The 11,882-nt window shown below is 61.0% G+C and carries 10 protein-coding genes; 6 read left to right on the top strand and 4 right to left on the bottom strand.

Going from position 1 to position 11,882, the window contains the following annotated elements; all coding sequences use genetic code 11:
* Positions 1-2: 2 nt before the first annotated feature.
* Positions 3-464, top strand: a complete 462-nt coding sequence (locus DBR46_RS29155) for an LEA type 2 family protein (RefSeq protein ID WP_124529735.1) — start codon at positions 3-5, stop codon at positions 462-464.
* A 5-nt stretch (positions 465-469) separates the two neighbouring features.
* A complete protein-coding gene (locus DBR46_RS29150) occupies positions 470-1,036 on the top strand; it encodes a GNAT family N-acetyltransferase (RefSeq protein WP_124529733.1) in 567 nt (188 codons plus the stop codon).
* A 110-nt stretch (positions 1,037-1,146) separates the two neighbouring features.
* Here the strand turns inward: DBR46_RS29150 and DBR46_RS29145 are convergent, their stop codons facing one another.
* Positions 1,147-2,073, bottom strand: coding sequence for a carbon-nitrogen hydrolase family protein (locus DBR46_RS29145; RefSeq protein ID WP_124529731.1), 927 nt, complete (start codon positions 2,071-2,073; stop codon positions 1,147-1,149).
* Between the two features lie 82 nt (positions 2,074-2,155).
* Here DBR46_RS29145 and DBR46_RS29140 point away from each other — a divergent pair, with 82 nt between their 5' ends.
* Positions 2,156-3,049 carry a LysR family transcriptional regulator gene (locus DBR46_RS29140; RefSeq protein ID WP_124529729.1) on the top strand — a complete coding sequence of 298 codons (894 nt, stop codon included), beginning with the start codon at positions 2,156-2,158 and terminating at the stop codon, positions 3,047-3,049.
* Here DBR46_RS29140 and DBR46_RS29135 read toward each other — a convergent pair.
* The gene (locus DBR46_RS29135; RefSeq protein ID WP_003190904.1) at positions 3,042-3,296 is read right to left on the bottom strand and encodes a hypothetical protein; all 255 of its coding nucleotides are present in this window, start codon (positions 3,294-3,296) and stop codon (positions 3,042-3,044) included. The two genes, DBR46_RS29140 and DBR46_RS29135, sit on opposite strands and share 8 nt — an antisense overlap.
* A 163-nt stretch (positions 3,297-3,459) precedes the next feature.
* Between DBR46_RS29135 and DBR46_RS29130 the strand changes: the two genes are divergently transcribed.
* On the top strand, positions 3,460-3,780 hold the full coding sequence (locus tag DBR46_RS29130) for a YqjD family protein (RefSeq protein WP_017738628.1): 321 nt from the start codon (positions 3,460-3,462) through the stop codon (positions 3,778-3,780).
* Positions 3,781-3,812: 32 nt separating this feature from the next.
* Here the strand turns inward: DBR46_RS29130 and DBR46_RS29125 are convergent, their stop codons facing one another.
* The gene (locus tag DBR46_RS29125; RefSeq protein WP_124529727.1) at positions 3,813-4,853 is read right to left on the bottom strand and encodes an Ldh family oxidoreductase; all 1,041 of its coding nucleotides are present in this window, start codon (positions 4,851-4,853) and stop codon (positions 3,813-3,815) included.
* A 204-nt stretch (positions 4,854-5,057) separates the two neighbouring features.
* Here DBR46_RS29125 and DBR46_RS29120 point away from each other — a divergent pair, with 204 nt between their 5' ends.
* On the top strand, positions 5,058-10,205 hold the full coding sequence (locus DBR46_RS29120; RefSeq protein WP_124529725.1) for a DUF6543 domain-containing protein: 5,148 nt from the start codon (positions 5,058-5,060) through the stop codon (positions 10,203-10,205).
* 20 nt (positions 10,206-10,225) lie between these two features.
* On the opposite strand, the gene DBR46_RS29115 is transcribed toward DBR46_RS29120, so the two are convergent.
* Positions 10,226-10,495 carry a PepSY domain-containing protein gene (locus DBR46_RS29115; RefSeq protein WP_124529723.1) on the bottom strand — a complete coding sequence of 90 codons (270 nt, stop codon included), beginning with the start codon at positions 10,493-10,495 and terminating at the stop codon, positions 10,226-10,228.
* Between the two features lie 141 nt (positions 10,496-10,636).
* On the opposite strand from DBR46_RS29115, the gene DBR46_RS29110 reads away from it, so the two are divergent.
* Entirely contained in the window at positions 10,637-11,632 is a 996-nt protein-coding gene (locus DBR46_RS29110; protein WP_124529721.1) for a FecR family protein, read from the top strand.
* Positions 11,633-11,882 lie beyond the last annotated feature (250 nt).

The following is an 11,882-nucleotide window of genomic DNA, read 5'->3' as shown; positions in this document are numbered from 1 at the left end:
TTATGTGCAAGCTCATGGTTCTCTCGTTACTGCTGCTGACCCTGAGCGCTTGCGCGCTGTTCCCCAACCGTGACCCGGTGAATATCAATGTGGTGGGCATCGAGCCCCTGCAAAGCCAGGACCTGGAAGTGCGCTTCGCCGTGAAACTGCGGGTGCAGAACCCCAATGAAACGGCGATCGACTACAACGGCGTGGCCCTGGACCTGGAGGTCAATGGCCGCCCACTGGCGTCGGGGGTGAGCGACCAGGCTGGAACCATCCCACGTTTCTCCGAGACCGTTCTGATGGTGCCGGTGAGTGTTTCGGCGTTCTCCTTGTTGCGCCAGACCCTGGGTCTGAGCCAGACCCAAAGCTTGAATAACCTGCCCTACGTGCTGCGGGGCAAACTGGCGGGCGGGCTGTTTGGCACTATGCGCTTTGTGGACCGTGGCACCCTGGACCTGCCGAACACTGCCACCTGGTAACCGCCATGCAACCCACCTTGTTCACTGAACGCCTGATCCTGCGCCCGTTGACCCTGGACGACGCCGAGGGCATCCAGCAGCAGTTCCCCCATTGGGATGTGGTGCGTTACCTCAACGCCCTGGTGCCCTGGCCCTACCCGGCCAACGGCGCCCTCGACTACTTGCAACACGTCGCCCTGCCCGCCATGGCCCGCGGCGCGGAATGGCACTGGTCGATCCGCCTGAAAAGCGCGCCGGAGCAGTTGATCGGCAATGTCAGCTTGATGGATGAAGTGGATAACAACCGGGGGTTCTGGCTTGGCCCGCAGTGGCAAGGGCAAGGCTTGATGGGCGAAGCCAGTGCGGCGGTGACTGACTATTGGTTTGGCGTGCTGGAGCAGCCGTTGTTGCGGGTGCCCAAGGCGGCGCCCAACCTGGGGTCGCGGCGGATTTCCGAGCGTGAGGGGATGCGGTTGATCAGGACGGATGAAGGCGAGTTTGTGGAAGGCACTTTCCCACGGGATATCTGGGAGATGAGCCGCGAAGAATGGCTGGAATCCCAATCCCCCGGCCAATACAGATCTAATGTGTAGTGGGCTTGTGTGGGAGCGGGCTTGCTCGCGAATGCGGTGTTTCAGTTACATATGCTTCGACTGACCCACCGCATTCGCGAGTAAGCCCGCTCCCACATTTTGGACGGCGTTTAATCAGTGACGAAGCGAACTCCGGGCTTTTCCCGCTCATCCACCACCAACTCAAACACATCCGGCCGGGCATAGTGCCCCACCACGTCATAGTCATACCGCGCCCGCACCAACTCGTCGGTGTCGATCTGCGCCGTCAACAACCCCGCCTCGCCCACCAACGGCCCCGCCAGGATGTCGCCCATCGGCCCGACAATCACACTGCCACCCGCGATCAACGGGCGCTGCGCCGGCCAGTTGGCAATCTCCACACCCAACGCTGCCGGCGACGCCTGCACCTGGCACGCGCTCACCACAAAGCAACGCCCTTCATGGGCTACGTGGCGCATGCTCACCTGCCACATCTCGCGCTCGTCCACCGTGGGCGCACACCACACCTCGACGCCCTTGGCGTACATCGCCGTGCGCAACAGCGGCATCATGTTTTCCCAGCACACCGCCCCGCCGATACGCCCGACGGCGGTGTCGATCACCGGCAAAGTCGAACCGTCGCCCTTGCCCCAGATCAGCCGCTCGGTGCCGGTGGGCATCAGCTTGCGGTGCTTGGCCACCAGGCCGCCCGAAGGTTCGAAATACAGCACGGTGCAATACAGCGTGCTGCCACTGCGCTCGATCACGCCGATCACCAGGCTGGCACCGGTGCGCGCCGCCAGGCCGGCCAATGCGTCTGTCTCGGCGCCAGGCACATCGATGGCATTGGCGAAATACCGCGCAAAGGCTTCACGACCTTCCGGCAGGCGATAACCCAGTTGCGTGCCAAACCCTTCGCCTTTGGGATAGCCGCCCAGCAATGCCTCGGGCATCACCACCAATTGCGCGCCGCTGCGCAGGATCTCGTCCTCATAGCCGAGGATTTGCGCCAGGGTTTCAGCCTTGCCGCCGGGCAAGGCACCGATTTGCAGGGCCGCGACTGTGGAAACAGGCATCTCGATCACTCCGAATAGTGGGGGTTGCCCATTCTCTCGCCCGCCGCGATCATGAATAAAGCCCACCTCAGTGCTAAATGATATGAGCCAAATGAATATCGACAAGATCGATCTCAACCTGCTGAAAACCTTCGAAGCCCTGCACGATGAGTCCAGCGCCAGCCGCGCGGCGTTGCGCCTGGGGGTGACCCAATCGGCCATCAGCGCAGGGCTGCGACGTTTGCGCGAGGTGTATGGCGATCAGTTGTTTGTGCGCACCGGACGTGGCTTGGCGCCTACCGTGCGGGCCAACCAGTTGCGGCCGGTGATCAGTGAAGCGCTGGATCGCTGCCGGCACAGCCTGGCCATGGTCAACCCGGATAACCAGGAGTATCAGGGCCGTTCAGTGGTGCTGGGCCTGTCCGATGATTTCGAAATTGCCTACGGGCGCCGGCTGATGGCGGCCATCGCACAGCGGGCGCCAAAGCTGCGGGTGATCTTCCGCCAGACCCACAGCCAGATCGTCGCCGCCGCCCTGCTCGACCGCAGCCTGGACCTGGCGATCACGGCGGGCGGTTTTGCCCAGGGCCGGTTGAGCCGCCAGGTGCTGGGAGAAGGCGATTACCGTTGCCTGCTGGACTCGGACCAGGCCAGCATCGACCTGGATGAGTTCGTCACGCGCGAACATGTGCTGGTGTCGTCCGGCGGTTTTATCGGGATTACCGATGAAGGCTTGGCGGCCCAAGGGTTGAGCCGCCAGGTTTGCGCCTCAACCAGTCACTTCGCCGCGTTGCCGTTTCTGCTCAAGGGCAGCCAGGCCGTGGCGACCATTCCCGGGCATGCGGCCCAGGCGATCGCCGAGATGAGCGGCCTGCGGGTAGTGCCCTGCCCGCTGGCGCTACCGCGCTACCCGGTGGAGCTGGGCTGGCGCACCCAGGCGCAGTTGGACCCGTTGTTGCTCAAGGTGCGCGAGGCAATTGTGGCGAGCTTTATTTAGCCGCCGCCATCAACTTGTTGACCTCACTGCGCACCATGTTGGAGAACTCCGGCGGCGACATGCCGTCGAGTTCTGCGCGTACCCACTCGGCCCACTTGCCCTTGCGCTTGGCGCGCTCGCCGAACAACCGCGCCGCTTCGCCCTTGGCCTTGCCCAGATTGGTTTGCCACAGGTCGTAGAGGCGGGACTTTTCATCTTCCAGCTCGGCGCGTTCGGCGAGGGTCTTGTTGGCCAGATTGAAGCTCATGTTGAATTACCTGCTGCACAAATAGGCGACATCTTACACTGTAGGTCGAATTTTCCTGATTCGGATTTTGCGCAAAACCGCCGGCCGGCAAAAAAACTGCAACTTTTGCCGATACCCGACACTCCATTGTTCACTGTCACATTCACTTGCAAGGAGTCGCCCAATGGCCCGCAAAACTGCCGCCCAAGCTGTCGAGGAACAAATCAAGGATCAAGCCTTCAGTGAGCTGACGGCGTTGATCGAAGAGTCGGACAAACTGCTCAAAAGCAGCGCTGCCCTGGTGGGCGAAGAAGGCGAAACCCTGCGCGAACAGGTCGCCATCAAGCTCAAGCAAGCTCTGGACTCGGTGTCCAGCGTGCGTGAGCGCAGCAAGCCGGTGGTGGATGCCACCGAAACCTATATCGGTGGCCACCCGTGGCAGACCGTGGCGATTTCCGCAGGCTTTGGCCTGGTGGTCGGCTTGCTGTTAGGCCGTCGCAACTGAGTACAACCGGCTGCGCCCAGGGCGCAGCCGGTTTATCCGGCGTTTGCCAGCGCCCGCAGGTTTCGCAACTCCTCGGCATCCACCAAAATCCCTTCCTGCTCGGACTTTGCCCTTGTGCGATGCCGACGATCCCCCGGTAACCGCCGCAACCCCGCCGCATGCATCTGCCGCACCAGTTCCTGGCTGCGCTCGGCGAACGCCTGGCCGCTGGTCTTGCTCGGGTCGATCAGGATCAACAGTTGCCCGGTCCAGGGTGTACGGGCGCCGGGATGATCCGACCAGTCGAATTCAAACGAGAAGTTGCCCCCCGTCAACGCTGCCGCGAGCAACTCGACCATCATCGACAATGCCGACCCCTTGTGCCCGCCAAAGGGCAGCAACGCACCGCCTTCAAGGATGGCTTTGGGGTCTTGCGTGGGTTGGCCCAGGCCATCAACCCCCATGCCTGGCGGCAGACGCTCGCCTTTGCGCGCGGCGATCTGTACGTCGCCATGGGCGATGGCGCTGGTGGCCAGGTCAAACACGATCGGCAAGCCATCGGCACGCGGCGCAGCGAAGGCAATGGGGTTGGTGCCGAACAGCGGACGGTCGGCGCCGTGGGGCACCACGCACGTCATGCTGTTGACCACGCTCAGCGCTACCAACCCTTGCTCGGCGAAGGGTTCGACATCCGGCCACAAGGCCGCGAAGTGATGGGAGTTATGGATCGCCAGCAAGGCAATCCCGGCGCTGCGGGTTTTTTCCACCAATAACGGGCGCGCAGCTTCCAGGGCGGGCTGGGCAAAGCCGTTGGCGGCATCCACCCGCACAAACCCCGAGGCCACATCCGTGACCTGTGGCACCGCGCGGCCATTCACCCAGCCACTGGCCAGGGTGCTGAGGTAACCAGGAATACGGAAAATACCATGACTGTGGGCGCCATCGCGTTCGGCGCTGGCGCAGTTGGTGGCGAGGATCGCAGCCACCTCGGGCGAAGTGCCATGGCGCTCGAATACCTGTTGCAGCAGCGTCACCAACGCGCCGAACGCGATAGAGACATTGGAACTCTCAACGACCTTGGACGGGGTAGACATCTGCAGCTCCGAATTATGATTGGAAGGGGCAACAAGACGGGTAACTCAAGCCTGTGATTAAACAACGCGCCGGCTGCCTGCTGTCAATCTTCGTTTACCCGGCAGGTCGCTTTTGCAGCAGTTATCTACCGCAACGGATGCTTTGCCCCCTCCTACCCTGACCTCGACACTATGGCCGCGACAGGCCTTGCAGGAGAGCAGTGGATGGCAAGCGTAACCCCCCCGTATTTCTTCCAGGAGTTCCACCGTCCGGTAACGAGGAAACAGCCTACCGAACGTGAACGCGACCTGGGCCTGACCCTCAAGGACCTGGAATGGTTGAACACGCTGTACTACGCCACCGATCAAGCGCGTCAGGATGACGTCTTGCGCGATCACCCCATGCGGGTCGAAACAATCATCCTCACGCTGTCTCCCGAGGTATCCATCCCCCTGGCCGGGGCCTTCCTGATGAGCCCAAGCCCAGATGACAACAAAGAGTTGCTCTACACACCGTATGGCGGGATCGAGGTGTTCCATGACCGTAATGAAGTGGTAGATGAGCTTATAAATCGCTTGATGAATACGACTCAAAGAATTGATTTAATTAGCTTTTTATCATCAGAGCAGCGTAAAAAAATTCCGCCGGGCACTGCCTTTACATTAGATACGGCGGCCATACCCGGCGCGGTCTTCGAAGACCAGGCACGCACCATCAACGCCAATCAGACACTCAACCTGCACGCCATGCTGACGGAACTACGCACAACGCCGACCTTGTCGTCGATGCTCACGACCTTGCTTGCCATCATGGCGCAGTCCTATTTCCCCGGCCTTGACCAGCGGGATACGCGAGTCAACAGCTTCGCCGCTGCCGACGAACACGATCCGAGCGCTATTCCCCGCTGGATCGGCTCCGCCACCCTGGACGAAGTGTTGTTGCAGTATTACCTCAAGCAAGACTGGCCTGCGGGCCAAACACGCACCTTCACCCACCCACGCCACATCACCCGCCACTTCAGCGCTGACGAACGCGCCGAGGACTTGCGACGCTGGGAAAGCCTGGTGCAACAAACCGCAGGCATCCTTTCCAAGTTGTTGAGCAGCTTGATGCTGACCTGGTGGAACGAAGACATCGACAGCGGCCAATCGCGCCTGGACCTGTTTGCCCAGGTGATGAGTGACAAATTCCGCGTCGACCTGCTGTTAAAACACCAGTCCGGCATCGTGACGGCTGAAGAGAGCCATGACCTGCGCGCGATATACCTGCCCGATCAGGCCGCGCGCCGTGCCTGGAAGCCGTCGCTGCGCATCGAAAAAGTGAGCATCCACGCGCCTTATCAACATTACGTGGAGCTGGCCGCGACCTTGCTGATCAGCGACAAGCACGCCTACCTCTACACCCAAGCCCGCGGGCTGCAGGTGCTCAAAGACCTCGACGACCTCAATGACACGTTGCTGAGCATGCTCAAGGCCGCAGGGCACGAAGATGAGTTGCTGAACTTCCTGTCTCTGGAGGAGCGCAGTACCTATATCGCCATGGACGAGGTCCAGGTCAGTGGCCTGCCAGTGGTCGGCAGTGTATTCGCCAGCATGGTCAAGGACATCGCCGACAAACAAATGAGCAATATGGAGTATGCCCTCGGGCAATTTCGCCGCAGCGATGGCGCCGTTGACTTGGCGGCCCTGCTCGATTGCGCCATGGACGTTCGCCATATGCTCGACAACCGCCTGTTGGCGCTGGACGCCGCAGGCCGCTGGAGCCTGCACCCGGTCAGCAGCGGGAACGGGCGCCCCTCAACGATGCAGGCCGAACGCGCCAAGCAGCAGTTGCCACTGCTGCAGGCGGCGCAGGCCGCATCCGTTGCACTGCGCAGCAACCATCCCACCCTGCGCAGCCTGGTGTGCCTCGCACTGGATGCCGAACTGCACAAGCGCCGGTTGGATATCGATGCCAGAGACGTTTACATCAACACCTATGCCACCCAGGCCGAGCAACGCGAGGAGCGCATACCGCTGCGTTCGGTGGCGCTGATCGATTACTTTGTCGAACGCCTGGCGCAGGTCGGCGGCCCCTTGGGCGATACGCCGGACATGGGCTTTTACACCCGCCGCCAGGCAGGCGCGGCCATGCGCTGGAACACCCTGACCAGCACGACCGTCAATAGCCTGGTTACCCATGCCCTGCTGGGGTTCGCCAACCATGACCTGCGCGAGTTGCCGCGCAGCTTCCTGGCCAGTCACCGCGATGCAGAGGCCAACGCCCTCCTACTCGGGCTACGCAGCGAAGCCCAACTGCGCTTGTTGAACAAGACGCTGGCTCCCGGCGCCTACGCCATCCTCGACACCGTGCTACGCCCCGACAGCATGACCCGCGTGCAACGCCATGGCCTGCTGGGATTTCTGCCGGACGCCTACGGATTGACGCTCACCCAAGGCAATGACGTACTGCCTTTGGCCAACTGTTTTGTATTGACTGAACGCGGCGGTATCGACCCAGACCTCTCCGGCCAGGCAGTGCTGTGGACGCCCCAGCGTGGCCATGAAGCCTTCGCCTCCGTACATGCCCTGCGCGCGCACTTGGAACAACGTCTGGCCCATCCTGTAATGCGCCTGGCACTCCTGCAAAACCTGTCCATCCGTCAGCACCCCCCACACAAAACCTTTGGCCTGGGCGCGCTGCAACGTATCGACGAGCATTTGCTGGATAACCGCCAACGCAGCTACCTCGACCAGATGATCGACAACATTGACTACTGGCTGGCCGCGCCGCTTGGCCCTACGCAGCTACAGGATTGCCTGGACCTCGAGATGCAGCAGGCCTCGCCGTCCAACCTGAGCCGGGCCACAGCGGTTGCCCAGGCGATAATTCACCAGCAGGCATTACCCGTGTGGCTCGGAATAGCCTCGCCCCAGGAGCAACAGCTGCACGCCGAATTGCTGGAGCAATACCGCCTCAGCGCGCCGGATGAGCGCGATTACCTGCACAGCTTGCCACCCCTGCGCACGCACGCCGCCGAGCGCCTGCGGGCCTTGCTCGACGCACGCTACCCAGGCCAGGACTTGAACCCCGACGATGTCCTGATCCCCACGCGCATCGCGCTCAACGGGCACCGCCAAAGCCTGACGGACTTTGCCCTGCGTCACTTGCCCGACTTGCCCGCCGACAGCCTTCAGCCGCAAGCTCGTGGTGCAACACCCCTGCCCTCGACATTCGACGGTGCAGCGGTGGTTCAACTGGTACGCCAGTTGGACATTGCGTCAACCTATCGCGCCCTGCTCGGCACGCACCTGGCAGCAGACACCGAGGATGCGCGCCAACGGCGCGACCTGTTTTGTCAGCAATTGCCCTGGCAGCTGTTACGCCACGCCCACGAAGAGAAACTCGAAGAACGCCTGAGTGAGACAGCCTGGGGGTTTATTCAACAAATCTTCGACATGCCGGATGCGGTGGCACGCGACCAGGTGAGCGGCACTACGGCAATGATTCGCCCGCTGGAACTGGTGGCGACGCAGGGTGCGCAAACGGTCAAAGTTGTCGGGGTGTACGTGATCGGTCCGCAAGCGCGGACGTCCGGGCCATTGGTACTCTACGCGCCCTACAGCCCGCTACGCGTGCTCAGGGAATACGCTAGCGAAGAAGAGCTGTTGGGCGAAATCAACCGCCCTGGTCCGTTGCAGGATTGGGTCATTCGCCAACTGGAGACGCCGCAGCAGGCGACCTACCGCAACCTGCTGAGTGCACCGCAACGCCGAGGCTCGGATATCCGCCTGGCCTCGAACCCGGTCCGGGGCAATATCCTGCCGCAGCTGTTCCACGACAACACCCTGCAACTGCTGAAAATGCTCGCCTGCCAGTTCGAACGTGAAGGCAAGGACCAGTGGGATGGCATCACCAGCCTGTTACGCAACGGCATTCCCATGACGATGCAGTTCATTGCCGGCAAGCTGAAGTACCCGTCAGTGGTATGGCGCAGTTTCAAGCTGTTCAAGTCGTCCGCCGAAGGCTTGCAGCAACAGCGCTTTGGCGAGGGACTGCGCAAGTTTATCCAGGGCCTGGCAACGCTGGCGTCGTTGCGTAGACAACTCGACGAGTCGCTGCCTGATAAGCCAACCCCCGTGCCCGGCAACCCGCCACAGACCGACCCCGCACCTGCGACCACCAGTGATACGCTCGACGTGACAGACCCGATGCGTACGCGACTGCGGCATTTTGAAGACATGACCGTAGCGCTGAATGATCTGCGCCTGGACCCACAGCACCAGGTGTACACGCAGCCGGTCAGCAACCGCAGTTATGTGCCGGTGGCGGGACGGGTTTACCCGGTGGCACGCAGTGGCCAGCACTGGCGCATAAGCCTTGCTGCGGAGTTGGGCCCGTTTGTCGAACGCAATGCACAGGGCCGATGGGTACTGGACCTGAGCGAGCGCGAGCCGCGCTTCGGGCCGACCTTGTCGCGTTTCAGGGGGCAGGTCATCACCCGAAGGACAGTACGCGACTCCATCAATGTTGAAGCCGTGGGATTGCAGGCCATCCGCGCGATGGACATAGATAAAGCCCTGGCCATTCATCGGGCGCTCAACGTGGCGCTGTACTACACCTTCACCTGCCTGGATAACCTGACGCTGTTTGCCGCACAAAACGATCCCAATTCCCTGGTCAGCCGAGTGCTGACGGAGATGTTTGGCGTGCTTAACTTCAACCCGACACAAATGGCGAAAATACAAAACCGCGTCAGGGAAATTCGCGATGGCCTGACCCAGCGGAGCCTGCTCAGGTTCGATTCAACGCGATTCGTGGTCGGTTCGCCCCGCTGGCATCTTGGTCAGACCTTTGCCTTTGTCATACCGGAAGATGTGGAGCAGAAAATCTATCTGCTGGAGCTCTTCTTCAGTACATCAATGGACAGTTACCAGGGTCACCTGAATACACCCTTCGAGATCCACGACCATGCACGAGCGGCCACGTTGATTCATGAAATGAGCCACCTGGTCTCAGACACTTACGACATCGCGTACATGGACTCCATGCGCCCGTTCCTGGACCTCATCAACCGTGGAACGGCCGAAGGCCTGAAAAAATATACCGCGCTGTCCAACCTGCAAAGTAGCGCGCTGTCCATACAAACGCCTGCAAGCATGCTGTTCAAGGCCTGGGATGACTTGTCACAACGCTGGGAAGACTTGGGCGACATCGGTTCGAGCAAAGTGCGCGACAAGGTACTGCACCTCACCGGAGCCAAGACATTGCAAGATGCCCGGGCAACGTTCATGAGTGATGCAGACCGGCGAATGGACATCATCCTGGCCAATGCGGACTCGGTGACATACCTGATTACGCACCTGGGACGGGCGCTGCATCGGGGGCCATGAAGCAGCCCCCGATCCCTGTATCAGTCTTTCTGATCACGCAGCACATTGCCCGACGCGCCGTCGATGCGCGCCTCGTACACGCTGCCATCGGCCTTGCGGCCCTTGACTTCCCAATAGCCGTTGTCATCGGCCTCGGCGGCGTAGACCTCGACATAACCGGCCTTGGTCTTGGCCACGTCAATGGCTTTTTCAATCGTGATCCAGCCCGCCCCCGGCTTATCAGCCAGGGCGGCGCCGGCGCTGAGCAGCGCGGTGGTTGCACACAGGGCGACTAAGGTTTTCTTCAGCATTTTCGTACTCCATTGTGGGAATGTCCTAAAAGGCTTAGGCGCACACAAACGAGAATAAGTTCCAATTGACGTGCAATCACCATGATGGCAGTTCTCGGCGCCAGCCTCGGAGGTTAGAATGTGGGAAATCAGGACGTTTAAATGACAGAAAAGTCTCTTTCAGAAGCCGAATATGACGCGATCACCGACGCCGCCGCGCATTGGTGCATGCGTTTGCACGCGCACGATTGCACACCCGCCGAGCGCCAGGCTTTTGAACAGTGGCACGACGCTCACCCGCTGCACGCGTTTGAATACGCGGCCATGCTCGAGATCTGGGACGTCGCCGACCACCTGCCGCGCGACGAGCCCGCGTCGGTGGTGGTGCCGTTCACACCGCGTCGTCGCCTGCGCAGCCTTGCGGTAGCGGCGGCAATCTGCCTGACGGCGCTGCCGCTGGCGGCATTCACTGGCTGGGAAGCAGGCTGGTTGCCAAACACCTATGAGCGCTTCGAAGCACCCAACGGTTTGCGTCAAGTTACGCTGAGCGATGGCAGCCAAGTGGAACTGAACCTGGGCACCGAGCTGGTCTATAGCAACTACAAGGACCAGCGCCGCGTCACCTTGAAAAAAGGCGAGGCGTTTTTCAAGGTCAGCCATGACAGCGCCCATCCGTTTATCGTGCATGCCGGCGACGGCCAGGTACGGGTGACGGGCACACAGTTCAACGTCTGGAAGTATGAAGACCAGGTCCGCGTGATGCTGCTTGAAGGTTCGGTACAGATCGCCAGCGACCGGGTGCACGGCAGCGTGCCGCTCACACCGGGAATGCAAGCCAGTTACCGCCAAGGTGATGCGACCCCCCGAGTCAACGCGTTCAACCCCAATGACACGGCCCTGGCCTGGCGCCAGGGCAAGCTGGTGCTCGACAACCTGGCCCTGGCTGACGCGCTGCCTCTGATCAACCGCTACCTGAAAAAATCGGTGATGCTGGCCGATGCCAATACCGGCACGATTCGCATTGGCGGTATCTACAACATCAATGAGGTCAACAACCTCGTCCCCTCGTTGCCCAAGGTTTTGCCGGTTTACCTGACGCAAAACCAGGATGGCAACCCTGTGCTCAATTCGATTCCGCGTAAAACCCCTAAAGGCTGAAGCCCTACCGACAGGCTTGGGCTTTTTTTGCGCCTGCCGTGTCCATTTTTGAAACACCTCCCACCTCTGCGCTGCCCACGCGGGGCGGATTCATCGTTTTGTCATTGGCAGTGTTACGCCACTGATACAGCCAGGTGAAGCGCTTCAGGTGTGGCCAGGTATGCCCGGCTGAACCGCGACTGTCTCAGCAATGAAACAACACGCCTGCGTTTTTTTCACGCAGAAGTGGCAACCCATTGAAAAACAACAA

Origin of the sequence: Pseudomonas sp. KBW05 (assembly GCF_003852405.1) — a bacterium.
Lineage (GTDB): Bacteria > Pseudomonadota > Gammaproteobacteria > Pseudomonadales > Pseudomonadaceae > Aquipseudomonas.
Note: the sequence above shows the minus strand (reverse complement) of the source record. Positions and strands in the feature narration are given on the sequence as shown.